Genomic DNA, 18,124 nt, shown 5'->3' with positions numbered 1-18,124 from the left:
CGTGCGGGGAGAGGGAGCCCATCGGCTTCGTATCTGTCGAAGAAACCCTATTGAAAATTCGGATCGATCCCCTCGCCCCGCAAGGCGGGGAGAGGGTTAGGGGCCAGGCACACAAGCGCGGCAAAGTTGGACGCGCCTGACCTGCCTTAAGCCCATCAATCCCGCTTCGGAATATTCAGCCCGCGCTGGCTCGCCGGGCGGGCGATGGCACGTTCAAGCCAATCCATGACCGCGGGGAAACTTGTGAGTTCGAGAACCTCCCGGCCGCCATAAAAGACGTCGACGCCCCGGACCCACGGGAAGGTGGCAATGTCGGCGATGGTGTATTCGTCGCCCATGATCCACTGGCGGCCCTGCAAGCGGCTTTCCAAGACGCTCAGCAGGCGCTTGGCTTCATCGCGATACCGTTCGACCGGATAGGGATTGTTGGCGACCTTGTCGGCGGCGAATTTGAAGAAGTGGCCGAACTGACCGAACATCGGACCAATGCCCGCCATCTGGAAGAATACCCATTGCAGCGTTTCATAACGCCCGGCCGCGTCCCTGGACATCAGCTTGCCGGTCTTTTCGGCGAGATAGACGAGGATCGCACCGGATTCGAACAGGCCGATCGGCTTGCCGTCAGGGCCGTTGGGATCGATGATCGCCGGGATGCGGCCGTTCGGGTTGAGCGAGATGAATTCCGGCGACTTCTGGTCGTTCGTGCTGAAGGAAATCAGATGCGGCTCATAGGGAAGGCCAAGTTCTTCGAGCGCAATCGATACTTTGACGCCGTTTGGTGTTGGCAGCGAGTAAAGCTGGACGATATCCGGATTGCTGGCAGGCCAGCGCTTCGTGATCGGAAATGAAGACAGATCGGCCATAGGGCTTCCTTCTGAAGATCATGATTTGGCGAATAAATTCGCGCCAACATAGCCGATATCGGGCATATGGGAAGAGTGCCAGCCGCAGGAGATTGTTCAACAATTGTGAACTAATCGTACGCTTTTGTTTATCTTTCCAATCTCACGAAAATCGCAAATAAGGGATCCCAGGAATTGTCACTCGGCACCCGCCACCTTTACTGGAGACCGTCATGTCCAACACCAATAACATCATCATCCTCGTGGCGCGCATCCTGCTCGCCTTCATGTTCATCTTCGCTGGCTTCGGCAAGCTGACCGATCCGACTGGCACCGCTGGCATGATCGCCGGCGCCGGCATGCCGGCCGCTACGCTGCTCACCTATCTTGCCGGCGCCTTCGAATTCGTCACCGGCGTCTGCGTTCTCATCGGCTTCCAGATCCGCATCGTCGGCTGGCTGCTCGCCGTTTTCTGTGTCTTCACCGGCATCGTCTTCCATCTGCCGACCGTCAACGTTCCGGATTTCCCGGCGGCCGCCAATGGCTGGATCAATGGCCTGAACTTCGTCAACTTCCTGAAGAACATCACGCTCGCCGGCGCCTACGTCATGCTCGCCACCAACGGCCCGGGCGTCTATTCGCTCGACGCACGCCGCGGTGCCTACGCAGCCGCCTGATTGCGCAAGACCTCCCAAGCATGAAAAGCCCGCCGGTTCCCCGGCGGGCTTTTTCGTATCATTGAACAGAGCAGGAGATATCAGAGCGCGGCGCGCACGGCATCGATGATGCGCTGAACCAAGGGATCGCTCTCGTGGCTCTCCTTGCGCGCGCGGACGAGGCAGGCCTCGGAGCGCAGGATCGTGCCGTCGGAAAGCACCTTCAAATGGTTCGCCTTCAGCGTCGAACCGGTCGAGGTGATATCGACGATGATATCTGCAGAGCCGGCGGCAGGCGCCCCTTCCGTGGCGCCGAGGCTTTCGACGATGCGATAGAGCTGGATACCGTGCTGGCTGGAGAAGAACTGCTGCGTCAGCCGCCAATATTTGGTGGCGATCGTCAGCCTGCGGCCGCGCCGCGCGCGGAAATCGGCAGCGACGTCGCCAAGATCGGCCATGGTATCGACATCGAGCCAGATATCCGGAACGGCAACCACGACGTCGGCATGACCGAAGCCGAGGCGGGCGCAGAACTCGACGCGCCGATCAGCATCGGCCAAGCCCTCACGCACCAGATCCTCGCCGGTGACGCCGAAATCGACGCTGCCATTGCCGATCTCGCGCGAGATTTCGGAAGCAGAGAGGAAAGCGACCTCGACATCGTCCCAGCCTTCGACACGACCGCGATAGGAGCGGTCATTGCCGACGGCAATGATGGGCATGCCGGCGCGTGCGAAGATATCGGAGCAGTCGTCCTTCATGCGACCCTTGGAGGGAAGCGCAATGGTGATGGTCATCAGGCGGCCCTCGCAGTTTCGATCCGGTCGAGCCAGAGCGCGAAGCCGACGGCTGGGATGTGGTCCTTCGCGCCGAGCAGTGTCAGCAATCGGTCAAAACGGCCGCCACCAGCGAGCACTGCCGGCGATCCTTCCACCATCACCTCGAAGACGAGACCGGTGTAATAGTCGAGCGGACGACCGAAGGCGGCGCGATACTCGATCCGGGAAGCATCGACGCCGGCATTGGCAAGAGCCGCGACGCGGGCATCGAAACGCTCAAGCGCCGTGCCCAGTTTCAGCCCGGCCGCATCGGCAAAGCCGGCCAGCGCCGAAGATGCATCGGCGAGCGGCAGGCTGAGCGACAGGAATTCCTCCAGGACACCGAAAGCCGCATCATCGAGATGGGTTTCCGAAAGGACCAGCTTTTCGCGGAGACGGCGAGCGATCTCCAATGGCGAGCGGCTGGCATTGGTGGAATAGCCGGTCGCCTTCATGGTGCTGTCGATATGCGTGACCAGCCCCTGCTCGTCGCCGCGCGTCAGAAAGTCCAGCACATGCGGATCAAGGCCGGTCACCGGCTGCGGGCTTGCGAGCCGTGCCAACAGCGTTTTGAGATGCGTCATATTGCCGAAAGCATGGATCAGCCGTTTCTGCCAGCCGGAGGGCAGACCGAGCGCCTGTACGACCGCCTCGAACACGGCTTGATCGCCGAGCGTCACGGAGAGCGCCTTGCCCGGCACAAGCCGGTTGAGAATGCCGATGGCATCGCCAATGAGGCGGGCGTCGGCGCCGGCGATATCGCGGTCGCCAAGATCCTCTATCCCCGCCTGATAGAATTCATTGCCGCCTTCGCGACGCTGGCGGAAGATTTCGCCGAGATAGGAATAGCGCTTCGGTGTGCCMGTCGCGGTCTCGATATGGCGCAGGCAGACGGGGATCGTAAATTCCGGACGCAGGCAAAGGCTGGCGCCGGTTTCGCTTTCTGTCATGAAGATACGCCGGCGAAGATCTTCGCCCGCCATGTCGAGGAACGGTTCGGCCGGCTGGATGATCGGCGTATCGACCCGTTCGGTCCGGCGGCCGGCAAACTCAGCCAGGAGATCGCCGGCGAAATCGGGGAGGTTGATCAGGGGCATTTATCCCGCCCTCTTCCGATCTTCCGCCTGCGCTGCCAAAATCTCTAGCACCTTGGCCACCAGATCGGCTTCCGGCACGGTCTCCTGCGCAACGCGGGCCTCGCGCCAGCTTGCATTGTCCTCGATCTCGCCGGAGAGACGCTTGCCTTCGATCAAGTCCTTGAGCTGTACGACGCCCTGGGCGCGCTCGTCGCCGCCCTGGATGATGGCAATCGGGCAGCCGCGGCGATCGGCGTATTTCAGTTGGTTGCCGAACTTCTTCCAATTGCCCTGGAACATTTCGGCACGGATGCCGGCGGCGCGCAGTTGCTGCGTGAAGCGCTGGTAGCGGCCCATGGCCTCGACATCGCCATCCATGACGGTGACGAGCACGGGTTCGATCACCTCTTCCGTGCCGAGCTTGCCGAGATTCTTCAGCGCCGTCATCAGGCGCGACACGCCGATGGAGAAGCCAGTGGCCGGCACCGGCTGGCCCATGAAGCGCGAGACGAGCCCGTCATAACKACCGCCGCCACCGACGGAGCCGAAGACGACCTTTTCGCCCTTCTCGTTGGTCACGTCGAACAACAGCTCGGCCTCATAGACCGGGCCGGTGTAATATTCGAGGCCACGCACGACGGACGGGTCGATCTTGATACGATCGGAATGATAGCCAGCGCTGGTGACCAGCGAACCGATCAGGTTCAGCTCCTCGACGCCTTCGCCGCCTTTGGATGTGCCGGCGACAAGCTCAGCGAGCCGGACAGCACTTTCGGCATAATCCTTGATGCCGACGAAGAAGAGCACTTTTTCGATCTGATCCGCGTCCAGCCCGGCACCCTTGGTGAAATCGCCGGACTCGTCCTTGCGCCCCGGTCCAAGCAGCAGTGCAACCCCTTCCGGGCCGAACTTGTCGAGCTTGTCGATGGCGCGCAGAACGTTCAGCCGCTGGGCGGCCTTGTCGTCGCCGCCAAGACCGATCGCTTCGAGCACGCCGTCGAGGACCTTGCGGTTGTTGACGCGGATCACATAGTCGCCGCGCTTGATGCCCAAGGCCTCCAGCGTGTCGGCCATCATCATGCACATTTCGGCATCGGCCTGCACGCCCGGCGCGCCGACCGTATCGGCATCAAACTGCATGAACTGGCGGAAACGGCCGGGACCCGGCTTCTCGTTGCGGAAAACATAGCCGGCACGATAGGTGCGGTAGGGAAGCTGGATCTCGTTGAAATTCTCCGCGACATGACGGGCGAGCGGCGCCGTCAGGTCGTAGCGCAGCGACATCCACTGCTCGTCATCGTCCTGCAGAGAAAACACGCCCTCGTTCGGCCGATCGCTGTCAGGCAGGAATTTGCCGAGCGCATCGGTATATTCAAACAGCGGCGTTTCGACGGGATCGAAACCATAATGCTCGTACACGGCCCGGATCTTGGCGGTCATTTCGTTGACGGCGCGAATATCGCTCGCCGAACGATCGACAAAGCCACGCGGCAGGCGGGCTTTGAGCTTTTGCGGTTTCTTTTGTTTATCGCTCATTTGCAGGATAATCCGGTACGAGAACAGTGGCGGTTAACTAGCGGATAGCGCGGGATGCGGCAAGGATTGTTGTATGCTGCTGTCCGTCAAAACCGACAAAAGCAACAGAAGCAGATGACTGGGACGTGGAAGCCATGCCCTACGCGATCAGCCTGAAATGCACCAACAACACGGCGCTGCCCGTCTTCGATCTGTGGCGGCAAGCCGGCGCCTTCGAAACTGTGCCGTCAATGCAAGGGCTGAGCTATCCTCCGCATCTGACTTTTGTCATCTACGAAGATATCTTGCCTGAGCACCTCTGCGAGGCCGTTGCCAAGGCTTTTCACAATATTCCGGCGATTTCGGTGGAGTTCTCAGGCATCCGGCACTTCAGGAACGATGTGCTGGTGCTTTGGGCGAGTCCGGTCGACGACAGCGCTTTGCGCCACGCCCACCATGCCATTCATCAGGAAATCGATCCCACCCTCTGTGATGAGCACTACCGGCCCGATCATTGGCAGCCTCATTGCACGATCGCGATGAAAATACCGATGGCATCGGCGGAAACAGCGCTGACATGGGCTGCGGAAACGCCGGCGAGATTTACCGTGACTTTCGACGCTGTCGATTGCGTGAGATTTCCTCCCGTCGAAATTCTGAGCGAGATCAAATTGGCGCCACGATATGCTGCCAACCATCGCTAAGCGCGATTTCCGCTTGCCTTTTGCGACCACAAATTTAGATTTTTGCTCATGCGCTTCTTCGCGATCCTGACAATGCTCATTGCCTGGCTGTTCTACGGCGCCATGCCGGCGCTGGCGAAATGTCCCATTTGCGATTCCGCGATGACGATGCCGGCTATTTCCAGCAAGAGCATGCATACCGCCATGGCTGATATGTCCGGCATGACGGATCACGGTTCCATGGCCATGCACACGGACAAGAAACCGGACAATCCCTGTGCCGACGGTATGGCGCATGTGCCTTCCTGCGCCGCCTGCCTTGCGGTCGCGCCGGCGCTTGCTGCGGATAATGGCAAGGCTCTGGCATTCTCCTATCCCGCGCCCACGCATGGCCAACGGCTGCATGATTCCCGACCGGCTCCCACAGCGCCGCCCCCCCCGTTTCGCCTGACGCTCCTGATTTCCATTCAACAACGCAGCGGACTTTTCCGCACACGACTTCAGATGCCGTTCAAAAACGGAAAGGAATTCTCATGCCTGTTTCAAAGTCCATCATTCTCGCCGGCGCTTTTGCTATCGCCCTTGCCATCCCCGCTTTCGCCGACGACATGTCCGGCATGGATATGAGCAAGCCCATGGGTAACCAAGGCGCATCCAGCAAGGCATTCAACGATGCCATGGGCAAGATGCATAAGGATATGATGATCACCTACAGCGGCGACGCCGACGCGGATTTCGTCCGCGGCATGATCCCGCATCATCAAGGCGCCATCGACATGGCCAAGATCGAACTCAAATACGGCAAGGACCCGGAACTGCGCAAATTGGCGGAAGGCGTCATTAAGGCGCAGGAGGCCGAAATCAAGGAGATGAACGCCTGGCTGAAGAAGCACGGTAAATAAGTCGGGTAAAAGCCGAGCCAGAGGCGACATCCATACCGCCTCTCGTCGCGATTAGAGCTTCTTGGACTGTGTCAATCGAGCCGCGATGAATGGCGCCACCGCCTCACCTATGCGAGACGGCGGCGTTTCATTCATGAACCGGCTCAAGCCTTCGGTTCGAAGGGCTGCGGCACGCGCTGGACACCCTGGCGGGCGAGCATCCAACCGGGATATTCCGCAGCCAGCGCGCTAACCTCGTCGAGCTTGGCGAGATCGTCTGCATCGAGCTTCAGCTTGACGGCGGCCAGGTTCTGATCGAGTTGGTMGAGACGCTTGGCGCCGATGATGATGCTGGTGACGAAAGGCTTTGTCAGGATCCAGGCGAGCGCCACGGTGGCGACGCTTGCACCGTGTTTCTCCGCCACGTCGCGCATGGCGGCAACGCAGGCCCAGGCGCGGTCCTTGTCAACCGGCGGGAAGTCGAAGCTGGCGCGGCGCCCCTCGCCATTACCGGGTGCGCCCGGGCCGTACTTGCCGGAAAGCAGACCGCCGGCGAGCGGCGACCAGACCATCAGGCCKAGCTTTTCTTCCGCCATCAGTGGCACGATTTCGCGCTCCAGATCACGGCCGGCGATGGAATAATAGGCCTGCACCGTCTCAAACCGAGCAAAGCCGCGGCGTTCGGAAACGCCAAGCGCCTTGGCGATGCGCCAGGCCTGCCAGTTGGACACGCCGACATACCGCACCAGTCCGCGAGAGACGAGATCGTCAAGCGCACGCAGCGTCTCGTCGATCGGCGTCACTGTGTCCGTGGCATGGATCTGATAGAGGTCGATGTGATCGGTCTGCAGCCGCTCCAGGCTGGCTTGGACCGAGTCCATGATATGGCCGCGCGACGCGCCGCGGTCGTTCGGCTTGTCGCCCATGACGCCATAGACCTTAGTGGCGATGACGACGTCCTTGCGTGGCACGCCGAGGTTCTTCAGGGCCTGGCCGAGCAGCTTTTCCGAATTGCCGAAGGAATAGACGTCGGCGGTGTCGATGAAGTTGACGCCGGCCGCGAGCGAGCCTTCTACGATCTTGTCGGCCAGCGCCTGATCGACGTCTGCTATCGAGCCCCAGAGGCTGTTGCTGGGATTGGCTTCGCCGAAGGTCATCGTACCCAGGCAAAGTTCTGAGACGAACATGCCGGTATTACCGAGTTGGTTATAACGCATTTGAAGAAATCCCTTGTGATCCGCCGGAAGCGGCTTCCGGCCGGTGAATTCTTGTCTCTTGGCTATTGGCCTCGGCATGACAGCCGCTCGTCCGCGCTGCCTTGGGAGGTCCGGAGAAGGTCATCGAAGAGCGATCTTGGCACCGCTTTCATCGAGACAACATCGACATAATGCACCGGAATTCGATTTCAACGCGATACCCGGCACCGATCACGATGCAGTTACCAGCGCTTCACCCTTGCCTCCGTTTCGGCGCGCGATAGACTCTCGCATCCATGCAATCCGCAAGAGCACGAAATGTCCATGACGCAACGCCCCTTGACCACCATCGGCTTCGATGCCGACGATACGCTCTGGCAAAACGAACAATTCTATCGTCTGACGGAACGACAGTTCATCGAACTGCTTGCCGATTATGCCGAGAGCGAGAACATTTCCCAAGGGCTGCTGGAAGCCGAGAAGCGCAACCTGCATCATTACGGCTTCGGCATCAAAGGTTTCACGCTGTCCATGATCGAGACGGCGATCGAGATCACCAAGGGCGAAGTGCCGACGACCGTGATTGCGCAAATTCTCGACATCGGCCGCGATCTGCTTGCCCATCCMGTCGAAACGCTTCCCAATGTACGGCAGACATTGGAAGCTCTGACGGGCAGCTACCTGCTGGTCCTGATCACCAAAGGCGATCTTTTCGATCAGGAGCGCAAGCTTGCGCAATCCGGCCTCGGCGACCTCTTCGATGCCATCGAAATCGTCTCCGACAAGAATGCCTCCACCTATCGCCGCATCTTCTCCAAAGTCGGCGACGGGCCGGAACGGGCGATGATGGTCGGCAACTCGCTGAAGTCAGACATCGTGCCCGCGCTCGCCGCCGGCAGCTACGGCGTCTTCGTACCGCACGAACTCACATGGGCCTTCGAACATGTCGCCGAACCGACCGAGGCGCCGAGATTTCGAAAGATCGAGCATCTGGGGGAGCTGCGAGGGGTAATCGACGGGTTGGGTTGAAGGTCTTCAAAACCTGCGAATGAAAAACTTACTGCGGTTGCGAAGATCTTTTGGGAAATAGCGACGGCGCCTGATCCGCCGGCTGGTTCGATTGCTGTGTGGCCGACGGATTGGGATCGATGAGGATTTCATAGGGTGCGCCGAGGCCGCGGCGGCGGGTGACGCGGGAGTAATAGGGCTTGATCAGCCATGTCGTGTCCTCATTGACGGTGACATCGGCGACCATGCCATCTTCGTCAGTGCCGAAGAAGGATTCGTCATCGTTCGAGGAGAGATCGAAGATCGCCATATAGGCGTATTTGCTCTTTGAGCTGAAGGTGATCCGCACATGCTGCCCCTTCTTGAGCGGCAGCGTGTAGACCTTGCCCTTGCCGAACTTCGTCCAGCCCGTCAATTTCTCCAGGACGGCCGGGAAACCAAGCTTTTCCACGGTCTCGCCGCGATCGACTTGCGGAAGCGCCGTCTGCTGGGCACCCTGGCTGCTGTCATCGTTCTGGGTGTCCTGCGCATGGGCGAACTGACCGCCGAGCAGGGCGAAAGTGAGCAGGGAAAAAGCAAGCACCAGACGTTTCATGGCCGTACCAATGCACTGCGCATCGCCTCCACCTCTTTCCGGCAATAGCAGCCTTCGATGTGATCGTTGACAAGGCCCATGGCCTGCATGAAGGCATAGACCGTGGTGGGGCCGACAAAGGTCCAGCCGCGTTTCTTCAGGTCCTTCGAGATGCGCACCGAGACCGGAGTCGTTGGATTGGCGACGAGGGTCGGATAGTCGACAAAGGCCGGCCGCTCCTCGGCTGATGGCTCGTGGCTCCAGAAATACCGGGCGAGCGAGCCGAATTCCTGGCGCAACTCGATGGCGCGGCGGGCATTGTTGATGGTGGAGACGATCTTGCCGCGATGCCGGATGATGCCGGCATCGCCCAGGCAGCGCTCGATGTCAGCCTCACCGAACTCCGCCACTTTCTCGAAATCGAAATCGGCAAAGGCCGCGCGGAAATTCTCGCGCTTGCGCAGGATCGTCAGCCAGGACAGGCCGGATTGAAATCCCTCCAGGCAGATCTTTTCGAAAAGCCTGATGTCGTCGATGACGGGCCGGCCCCATTCCTGATCGTGGTAGCGCTGATACTCCAGCAGATTGCCGTGCCAGAAGCAGCGGTCCTTGCCATCCTCACCGGTGATGATGCCTGTTCCGGCCATTGTTGCAGTTCGTCCCCTGTTTCAGAACCCAATCCCGAAAACTGGCGGGCAGCTTTCGGATAAGATCATGCCAATCAAATACTTAAGATCGAGAGAACGATTCGAAGGCAAGTCATCCCGATTCAAGGTTTACCACTTGCAAACCGTCTTTCCAAACCAAGCGGTAACCCTGACAAAGGTTTATCGGCTTCGCGGCATTTTGATGAATAGATGTTTACCATTCGCTGGCGCGCAAGTGGCACCATGTTCCTGACCGGGCGCAATTACGCCCATCCTCGGCCCGTTTGTAGAGAGTTTGTCCGATGATGAAACAATGCATTTTATTTGCTGTGGGCGCTTTGAGCCTGCTTGCTTCCAGCGCCTTCGCCGACGATCGTTACCAGTCGCGTCCGCCTGTCATCGTCAGCCCCGATCTGACCGCCCCTTGGGTGATGCAGCTCGGCGGGGCCAGCGTACAGCCGGCCGTCTATCCCGGTCGCCCCATGGCGCGTCAGGCCGTCAACCCGATGAACGATCCGGCGGATAGCCAGGCCGCCAATCCGCAGGTACGGCGGGTGGTCCAGCCGCGCGGCCTGTTTTCGCGTCCCGTCGTGCAGCAGGTCGCTGTCGTCCGGCCGCAATATCCGGCGGTCCACGGCCAAATCGACCCGCAGTTCCTGCCGCAGATCGTCGACTACCAGACAAAAGAGAGGCCGGGCACCATCGTCATCGACACCAACGATCGCTTCCTTTACCTGGTGATGGACGGCGGCAAGGCACGGCGCTACGGCGTCGGCGTCGGCAAACCCGGCTTCGAATGGGCCGGTGCCCATACCATTACCCGCAAGCAGGAATGGCCCGATTGGACGCCGCCATCGGAAATGTTGTCGCGTGAAGCCGCGAAGGGGCACTATCTGCCGGCCCACATGGAAGGCGGCGAAGCCAACCCGCTCGGCGCCCGAGCCATGTATCTCGGCTCTACCCTCTACCGTATCCACGGCACCAATGCGCCCTGGACGATCGGCAACGCCGTGTCTTCCGGCTGCATCCGTCTGCGCAATGAAGACGTGATCGATCTCTACAATCGTGTAAAAGTCGGGACACGCGTTATAGTGATGTGATTGCTACCAAGATTGCTGCGCACGGCATAATCGGGCGCAGCAACCCCATTGTAAGCATTGATATAAATCGACAATAACGCTCTTTTGGACGCGGAACAGACAGCCGCCCAACCGGCTCGATCTTTGTCTTTCAGCGATTTCATCTTGATCCTCTCGCAAGTTTCGTTAGTTTCTCGCCGAGTAAATCGAGAGGGGAATGACGGATGAAATCAATACTACCGGTCGCGGCGGCGGCGGGAATGGTGATGTCGTGCCTTTTGGCGGCATCGGATGCGGCAGCCTTCAGCGCTTCCGCACCTAACGCTGCGCAAGTTGCGCACACCGATGTGGTCCGCGTGGCAATGCAGCCGCAGGGACAGATCAAGCCGCAGTTTCAGCGACGGGTCGTGCGATTGGTGACCAATGAAGCACCAGGCACGATCATCATCGATACCAACAACAAATATCTTTACCTCATTGAAGGCGACGACCGGGCGCGGCGCTACGGCATCGGTGTTGGCCGCGAAGGCTACGGCTGGTCCGGCGTCGTCAAGATCGGCCGCAAGGCGGAATGGCCCGGCTGGACCCCGCCGCCGGAAATGATCGTTCGCGAAGCCAAGAAGGGCCACAAGCTGCCGGCCTATCAGGAAGGCGGTGAGGGCAATCCGCTCGGCGCGCGCGCCATGTATCTCTATCGCAACGGCAACGACACGGCGTTCCGCATCCACGGCACCAACCAGCCCTGGAGCATCGGCCTGAACATGTCGTCCGGCTGCATCCGCATGATGAACAAGGACGTGATCGATCTCTACGATCGCGCGCCCGTCGGCACCAAGGTCATCGTCGTCGGCCCCGGCAACAAGCAGGGTGAGGTCAGCTACCAGGATCGCGGCATCGACGTGCTGCGGACGATATTCGGCGGCTGAGAAACCGCAGGCTTTCCCGACCAGGACGTTCGACCATGACGAACGTCTGATACCTCTCTGTCGCTATCGCACCGTCTCCCCCATCTTGGGGGAGACAGATAATGTATGCCGCCTTCTTTATGGCTGCGGCGCATCTGTCTGACCATGCACTGTGGCGCAGGTGTAACATCTCCAAACTTATCGCATCTGGCGCCCGGCAAACTCCCCGTTTTATTCAGTTTCGTGTCAGCTTTCCCACCTAAGCCAGTCCAAACACGGAACGCTGCAATAGAACTGTCACAAAAGCACGCTTAGATAGCGACACTTTGCCATTTGGGGCCACTTGGGGATTTCATATGCATCGGGCATTTCGCATTAGGCAGCCGGCCGTCGCCGCGCTTGCGGTTTCAGCTTTTGTCTTTGCAGCCGGTTCGGCCTCAGCAGAGATGCAGTTTTCGGTTTACGGCGGCTTCCAGGGCGCGACCGGCGACAACGTCAAGACGTCTGACGGCGCTGACTTCGATCCCAACTGGTCAGGCAAATCCTTCAAGATGCCGCCCTATTTCGGCGTTCGCGGCATCTGGTGGCTGGACCAGTTCGACAAGTCGAACTGGGGCGTCTCGCTCGACTACACCCATGCCAAGGTCTATGGCGATCTTGGCAACACGCCCGGCTGGTCGCATTTCGAGTTCACCGACGGCCTGAATATGCTGACGCTGAATGCGCTCTATCGCTTCCAGGATCCGAGCCGCAAGTGGACGCCCTTTGTCGGCCTCGGCGCCGGCATCAACGTGCCCCACGTCGAAGTAACCCGCGCCTCAGGCCGCACCTTCGATTACGAATTCGGCGGCGCATCGCTGCAGGCGCAGGCTGGTGTCAGCTATCAGTTCAGCCAGCGCTGGTCGACCTTCGTCGAATACAAGGGCAACTACAACTTCGTGAACGTCCCGATCGATAGCGGCGCTAACCTGAAGACCGATGTCTTCACCCATGCCATCGATTTCGGCGTGTCATTCAGCTTCTAAGAGTCGCGGCCATTGTCGTTGCCGGTGCCCCTAAATCAGTTTCGATTTAGGGGGTTAGCCGCAAGACGGAACTGTTTCCTACTTTTCCCCGGACCGGCCTTAAGAGGCTGCCACCTTGAGCCGGCGCACCTTAGCCGGCATCTCGCCGCCATAGGCCCAATCCAGCAATTCGACCGTGTGCAGGATCGGCATGTCGGTTCCTGTCGCGATCTGCGTGATGCAGCCGATATTGCCGGTCGCGATGATATCGGCCTTCGTCGCCTCGAGATTCCTGACCTTACGCGCCCTCAGCTCGCCGGAAATTTCCGGCTGCATGATGTTGTAGGTGCCGGCCGAGCCGCAGCAAAGATGCCCCTCCGCCGGATCGCGCACGGTGAAGCCTGCCGCCTTCAACAGCAGTTTCGGCGCCATGGTGATCCTTTGGCCATGCTGCATCGAGCAGGCGGAATGATAGGCGACGGTGATGCCACGCGGCATATGCGATGGCAGATCGAGGCCGGCGAGATATTCGGTGATGTCCTTGGCGAGCGCCGAGATTTTTGCAGCCTTGTCCGCATAGGCCGGATCGAGCCGCAGCATATGGCCGTAGTCCTTGATCGTCGTGCCGCAACCCGATGCGGTGATAATGATCGCGTCGAGCCCTCCGGCTTCGATCTCGCGCATCCAGACATCGACATTGGCGCGGGCGCTGGCCAGCGCCTGTTCTTCCCTTCCCATGTGATGCACCAGCGAGCCGCAGCAGACCTCGCCTTCCGGCACCACCACTTCGACGCCCAAGCGGGTCAGTAGCCGGATGGTCGCCTCGTTGATGGCGGGATCGAGCACCGGCTGGGCGCAACCGGTCAGGATCGCTACCCGTCCACGCCGCTCCTCCTGCGGCTGATGCCGGCCGGGCTTGGCGAAGGACGACGGCGCCGGGATGGAGCGTGGCGCGAGATCCAGCATGGCAACAAAGGGGTTCAACGCCGGAATGCGCTTCATCAAACCCTTAAAAGGCTGCCCCCAGCGAGCAAGGTTGAGCGCAAAGCGAAACCGGCCGGGATAAGGCAGGACCGCAGCCAGCACGCTGCGTGTCAACCGGTTCATCAGGGGTCGTTTGTAGGTCTCTTCGATATGGATGCGGGCGTGATCGACCAGATGCATATAGTCGACGCCGGAGGGACAGGTGGTCACGCAGGCGAGACAGGAAAGGCAGCGATCGATATGCGTCACCACCTCCGCGTCGGCAGGCCTGCCGTTTTCCAGCATGTCCTTGATCAGATAGATCCGTCCGCGCGGACTGTCGAGCTCATTACCGAGCGTTACATAGGTCGGACAGGTGGCGGTGCAGAAGCCACAATGGACACATTTGCGCAAAATCGCCTCGGATTCCGCAACGTGCGGATCGGCAAGCTGGGCTGGGGTGAAGTTGGTTTGCATCAGGCTCTCCCTACCTTCGCCACAGCAGGGCCCGGCGCTTTGCGCCACCCCCTCATCCGCCCTGTCGGGCACCTTCTCCCCCTCGGGGAGAGGGTGAGCGTGAGGGGGGCCTGAGCAAAAGATTCCATCCGCATCACCCCATCTTCCCCGGATTGAGAATCCCAGCAGGATCGAACTTTTCCTTCACGCGCGCCGACAGCAAAGCCACGGCCTCGGGCTGCGGCTGGAAGGCGGACGTCGTGGCGCGAGCGGCGGGCGTAGCACGCAGCAAAGTGGCGTGACCGCCGCCAAGCACATGGATATAGCGACGCAGCAATTCACCCTCCGGCTCTGCCTCCATGCGCATCCAGACCAGGCCGCCCTGCCAATCATAATAGGCGTTGACGCCAGCCTCGAGGCGCAGCGCTGCGACGAGCTGGTGACCAATGCTAGGGGCGACGGAAACGCGCCAGACAGGGCGCATCGTGTCGTCGGCGTAGGGCTTCACATTGCGGATTTCACGCCAGAGACGGTGGCTTTCGGCTTCGGCAAGTCGCGCGACTGGGCCAAGTCGACGCATCGCGGCGGCCAGCTTCTCCGCCCTCACCGAGACGGAGCCAGCCAAACCTTCGACGCGCAACGCCGTCGCCGCTCCGTCCGGCAACCCGCCGTCCAGAAGCGTCCAAGTGACGGTCAGCGGCAAATGCGCAGCACCCGACACATCGACAGGCAACGCCATGGCGGCCGCCATGACATTTGCCGCCTCGGCATCGTTGAGGCCGGAAACGATGATCGTCTCCTCCGTCTTCGGTCGCGGCGGCACCCGGAAGGTGACTTCCGTCAGGAGACCGAGCGTACCGTGCGAACCGGCCATCAGCTTGACAAGATCAAGGCCGGTGACATTTTTCATCACGCGCCCGCCGGCCTTGATGATTTCGCCCTTGCCGTTGACGAAGCGAACGCCGAGCAGGCTGTCGCGTGCGGCGCCGCTTACGAAACGCCGCGATCCGGAGATATTTGCAGCGAAAACGCCGCCAATCGTCGGCTCGCCATCGGTCGCCATCAACGGCCGGTGGTCCATCGGTTCGAAGGCCATCATCTGACCGTTCTCAGCCAACACCGCTTCGATATCGGCAAGCGGCGTCCCCGCTCGCGCGGTCATCACCATCTCGCCCGGATTATAGGCGATGATACCGGTAAGTTCACACGAACATAGCGTGGCCTCCGCGGCAACGGCATTGCCGAAACCGGCACGGGTGTTACCGCCGACTATGGCCAATGCCGCGCGGCGCGCAGCGTGATCGCGGATGATGGCGGCCGCCTCGTCTTCCGTCTTCGGCAAAAATTCTCTCATACGGCGTTGCGACCATCCAGCGGGAAGACTTTAGAGGGATTGAGGATCCAGCCGGGATCGAAGGCAGCGCGCACCGACATCATCTGGGCGAGATCGGCCTCGGCATATTGGTGCCGCATCAGGTCGCGCTTCTCGATACCGACGCCATGCTCGCCCGTCAGGCAGCCGCCGGCATCGACACAGAGCCGGAGAATATCGTTGCCGGCTGCTTCCGCCTTGGCGGCATCCTCGGGATCATTGGCGTTGAACAGGATCAGCGGATGCATATTGCCGTCGCCGGCATGGAAGACATTGGCGACACGCAGGCCGTAGCGATCGACGATTTCGGACGTCTTCTTCAGGACATAGGAGAGCTGGCTGAGCGGCACCGTGCCGTCCATGCAGATATAGTCGGCAATGCGGCCGGTGGCGCCAAAGGCGGATTTACGTCCCTTCCAGATCAGCGCCGCTTCAGTCGCCGACTGGCATTCGCGCACCGTCTTCACCTGATGAGTACGGGCGATCTCGACGATACTTTTCAGCATGTCGTCCATCTCCGCTTCCGACCCCTCGACCTCGACGATCAGCAGCGCGCCGACATCCAGCGGATAGCCAGCATGGGCGAAAGCCTCGCAGATTTCGATCGCCGGCTTATCCATGAACTCGATGGCGACGGGGATGATGCCGGCGGCAATGACATCGGCAACACAGGCGCCCGCTTGCTCCGATGTGTCGAAACCGAAGAGAACTGGCCGCGCGCCTTCCGGCTTGGCGATCAACCGCACTGTCGCCTCAGTGATGATGCCAAGTTGCCCCTCAGAGCCGCAGACGAGCCCCAGCAGGTCATAACCCGCCGTATCCAGGGCCTTGCCGCCGAGATCGATCACCGTGCCATCGGTCAATACCAGCTTGACGCCCAGCAGATTGTTGGTGGTGACGCCGTATTTCAGGCAGTGCGCGCCGCCGGAATTCATCCCGATATTGCCGCCGATGGTGCAGGCGAGCTGCGAGCTCGGGTCGGGCGCGTAGAAAAATCCGTCCGCTGAGACGCTTTCGGAAATATGCAGATTGGTGACACCGGCCTGCACGGTCGCCGTGCGGTTGGCGAGATCGACGTCGAGAATGCGGTTCATCTTGGAAAGGCCGAGCACGACGGCATCTTCCTGCGGAATGGCGCCGCCGGAGAGCGACGTGCCGGCACCACGCGGCACGACGGGAATGCCGTAGCGATGGCAATATTTCATCACAGCCGCGACTTCGGCCGTCGAGCGCGGCAAGGCGACGGCGAGCGGCATGCGGCGATAGGAAATGAAAGCGTCCGTCTCGAAGGGCATGAGTTCGCGCGGCTCATGAACCAGACATTCCGGGGGCAAGAGATCAATAAGATCTGCGACGATCTCACGGCGGCGGGCAAGGACATCGGCGCGCGGCGCCAGAAATGAAATGGCCTCTGCCATGGCGTTCTCCTCTTGCACCCGAATATGGACGCCCCTCTTTTTAACGCCATATCATGCTTACCACTTTCCCGAAATTGGCGTAAATGACAAGCATTTATGCCAAAATAGGAATAAATTGCACCATGACCAATCTTGGGGATCTCGAAATCTTTGCCAGTGTCGTTACGACCGGCAGCATGTCGCTCGCCGGCCGCATACTCGGCTTTTCGCCGGCGGTGATTTCCAAGCGAATCAAACGGTTGGAAGATCGGCTCGGCACACGGCTTTTGCAGCGCACGACGCGGCAGATTTCGCTTACGGAGGCTGGCCAGGGCTTTTATGACCGGGTGCTTGCCATCCTCGCGGGACTGGAAGAGGCTGAGGCCTATATTGCCGGCCGGTCCGCGCAGATGCAGGGCACGCTGAAGATTTCCGCCCCCACATCGTTCGGCCGGCTGCACATCGCCCCGCACCTCAAGACGTTCATGCAGGCGCATCCGGATCTGGCGATCAATCTGACGCTGACCGACGAATTCACCGACATCGTCGGCGGTGGCTACGATCTCGCCATCCGCATTGCGGAGCTCACCGATTCCAGCCTTGTTGCCCGGCGCCTGGCGCTGGTGCGCCGCGTGCTCTGCGCCTCGCCAGCCTATATCGCTGCCCATGGCATGCCGGAGGATATCGATGATTTGCGGCGCCACACCTGCTTGCCGCCGCACAATCATGACCCCTGGCGGCTGGACKGACCGAAGGGCCCGCTGACCTTTCGGCCGGAAGGCAAGCTGATCACCAATTCCAGCGAGGTGATCCGCGAAGCCGTCATTGCCGGCCTCGGCATTGCGCTGCGCTCCACCTGGGATGTCGGCCCCGAACTCAAGGACGGGCGTCTGGTGCAGGTGCTGCCGGCCTATGAAGGCTCGCACAGCGTCACGCTCTCGGCCGTCTATCCCAGCCGCCAGTTCCTGCCGGCAAAGGTGCGCGTCTTTATCGATTTCCTGGCGGAACTTTATGGACCGGTTCCCTATTGGGAACGATAGCCGGCCACAACC

18 protein-coding genes are annotated in these 18,124 nt (G+C 60.5%); 8 read left to right on the top strand and 10 right to left on the bottom strand.

From position 1 onward, the window contains the following. Positions 1-155 precede the first annotated feature (155 nt). Positions 156-863 (bottom strand): glutathione binding-like protein, encoded by a 708-nt coding sequence (locus tag QD357_RS22125; protein ID WP_107107140.1) that lies wholly within the window; start codon positions 861-863, stop codon positions 156-158. Between the two features lie 212 nt (positions 864-1,075). On the opposite strand from QD357_RS22125, the gene QD357_RS22120 reads away from it, so the two are divergent. Beyond that, on the top strand, positions 1,076-1,519 hold the full coding sequence (locus QD357_RS22120; protein WP_107107139.1) for a DoxX family protein: 444 nt from the start codon (positions 1,076-1,078) through the stop codon (positions 1,517-1,519). A gap of 80 nt (positions 1,520-1,599) precedes the next feature. Here QD357_RS22120 and hisG read toward each other — a convergent pair whose 3' ends face one another. Genes hisG through hisS form a run of 3 tightly spaced genes read right to left on the bottom strand, consistent with a single transcriptional unit; the run spans position 1,600 to position 4,928 of the window. After that, positions 1,600-2,295, bottom strand: coding sequence for an ATP phosphoribosyltransferase (gene hisG / locus QD357_RS22115; RefSeq protein WP_107107138.1), 696 nt, complete (start codon positions 2,293-2,295; stop codon positions 1,600-1,602). Continuing rightward, the gene (locus QD357_RS22110; protein ID WP_107107137.1) at positions 2,295-3,413 is read right to left on the bottom strand and encodes an ATP phosphoribosyltransferase regulatory subunit; all 1,119 of its coding nucleotides are present in this window, start codon (positions 3,411-3,413) and stop codon (positions 2,295-2,297) included. The genes hisG and QD357_RS22110 overlap by 1 nt, the downstream gene beginning before the upstream one ends. Further along, positions 3,414-4,928 (bottom strand): histidine--tRNA ligase, encoded by a 1,515-nt coding sequence (hisS, locus tag QD357_RS22105; protein WP_414125031.1) that lies wholly within the window; start codon positions 4,926-4,928, stop codon positions 3,414-3,416. It abuts the gene before it with no gap. A gap of 134 nt (positions 4,929-5,062) precedes the next feature. On the opposite strand from hisS, the gene QD357_RS22100 reads away from it, so the two are divergent. Next, entirely contained in the window at positions 5,063-5,611 is a 549-nt protein-coding gene (locus tag QD357_RS22100) for a 2'-5' RNA ligase family protein (RefSeq protein WP_107107135.1), read from the top strand. Between the two features lie 512 nt (positions 5,612-6,123). After that, positions 6,124-6,492, top strand: a complete 369-nt coding sequence (locus QD357_RS22095) for a DUF305 domain-containing protein (protein WP_107107134.1) — start codon at positions 6,124-6,126, stop codon at positions 6,490-6,492. Positions 6,493-6,635: 143 nt separating this feature from the next. Here the strand turns inward: QD357_RS22095 and QD357_RS22090 are convergent, their stop codons facing one another. Then, complete coding sequence (locus QD357_RS22090; protein ID WP_414125030.1) at positions 6,636-7,688, bottom strand: aldo/keto reductase; 1,053 nt, start codon at positions 7,686-7,688, stop codon at positions 6,636-6,638. A gap of 303 nt (positions 7,689-7,991) precedes the next feature. On the opposite strand from QD357_RS22090, the gene QD357_RS22085 reads away from it, so the two are divergent. Continuing rightward, positions 7,992-8,696, top strand: coding sequence for an HAD family hydrolase (locus QD357_RS22085; protein WP_107107132.1), 705 nt, complete (start codon positions 7,992-7,994; stop codon positions 8,694-8,696). Positions 8,697-8,724: 28 nt separating this feature from the next. On the opposite strand, the gene QD357_RS22080 is transcribed toward QD357_RS22085, so the two are convergent. Both QD357_RS22080 and QD357_RS22075 read right to left on the bottom strand, forming a co-directional pair. Then, entirely contained in the window at positions 8,725-9,270 is a 546-nt protein-coding gene (locus tag QD357_RS22080) for a hypothetical protein (protein ID WP_107107131.1), read from the bottom strand. After that, positions 9,267-9,896 carry a DNA-3-methyladenine glycosylase I gene (locus QD357_RS22075; RefSeq protein WP_107107130.1) on the bottom strand — a complete coding sequence of 210 codons (630 nt, stop codon included), beginning with the start codon at positions 9,894-9,896 and terminating at the stop codon, positions 9,267-9,269. Before QD357_RS22075 ends, QD357_RS22080 begins: the two co-directional genes overlap by 4 nt. A gap of 302 nt (positions 9,897-10,198) precedes the next feature. Here QD357_RS22075 and QD357_RS22070 point away from each other — a divergent pair, with 302 nt between their 5' ends. From QD357_RS22070 to QD357_RS22060, 3 genes are all read left to right on the top strand, one after another. Further along, positions 10,199-10,996: a L,D-transpeptidase gene (locus QD357_RS22070; protein ID WP_107107129.1), complete on the top strand. Its 798-nt coding sequence runs from the start codon at positions 10,199-10,201 to the stop codon at positions 10,994-10,996. A gap of 203 nt (positions 10,997-11,199) precedes the next feature. Beyond that, positions 11,200-11,901, top strand: coding sequence for a L,D-transpeptidase (locus QD357_RS22065; RefSeq protein ID WP_107107128.1), 702 nt, complete (start codon positions 11,200-11,202; stop codon positions 11,899-11,901). Between the two features lie 335 nt (positions 11,902-12,236). After that, positions 12,237-12,905 (top strand): outer membrane protein, encoded by a 669-nt coding sequence (locus QD357_RS22060; RefSeq protein WP_107107127.1) that lies wholly within the window; start codon positions 12,237-12,239, stop codon positions 12,903-12,905. Positions 12,906-13,004: 99 nt separating this feature from the next. Here QD357_RS22060 and glcF read toward each other — a convergent pair whose 3' ends face one another. The 3 genes from glcF to QD357_RS22045 form a co-directional block, all read right to left on the bottom strand. Then, the gene (gene glcF, locus QD357_RS22055) at positions 13,005-14,324 is read right to left on the bottom strand and encodes a glycolate oxidase subunit GlcF (protein ID WP_107107126.1); all 1,320 of its coding nucleotides are present in this window, start codon (positions 14,322-14,324) and stop codon (positions 13,005-13,007) included. Between the two features lie 133 nt (positions 14,325-14,457). Beyond that, positions 14,458-15,657, bottom strand: coding sequence for an FAD-binding protein (locus QD357_RS22050; protein ID WP_414125029.1), 1,200 nt, complete (start codon positions 15,655-15,657; stop codon positions 14,458-14,460). Next, positions 15,654-17,093 (bottom strand): FAD-binding oxidoreductase, encoded by a 1,440-nt coding sequence (locus QD357_RS22045; protein ID WP_107107124.1) that lies wholly within the window; start codon positions 17,091-17,093, stop codon positions 15,654-15,656. Before QD357_RS22045 ends, QD357_RS22050 begins: the two co-directional genes overlap by 4 nt. 122 nt (positions 17,094-17,215) lie before the next feature. Between QD357_RS22045 and QD357_RS22040 the strand changes: the two genes are divergently transcribed. Beyond that, a complete protein-coding gene (locus tag QD357_RS22040; protein WP_414125028.1) occupies positions 17,216-18,112 on the top strand; it encodes a LysR family transcriptional regulator in 897 nt (298 codons plus the stop codon). The last annotated feature ends 12 nt before the right edge of the window (positions 18,113-18,124 follow it).

It is taken from the genome of Rhizobium sp. BR 317, from assembly GCF_047445835.1.
Taxonomy (GTDB): Bacteria; Pseudomonadota; Alphaproteobacteria; order Rhizobiales; family Rhizobiaceae; genus Rhizobium; species Rhizobium paranaense.
This window is presented reverse-complemented; position numbering and strand designations above follow the sequence as displayed.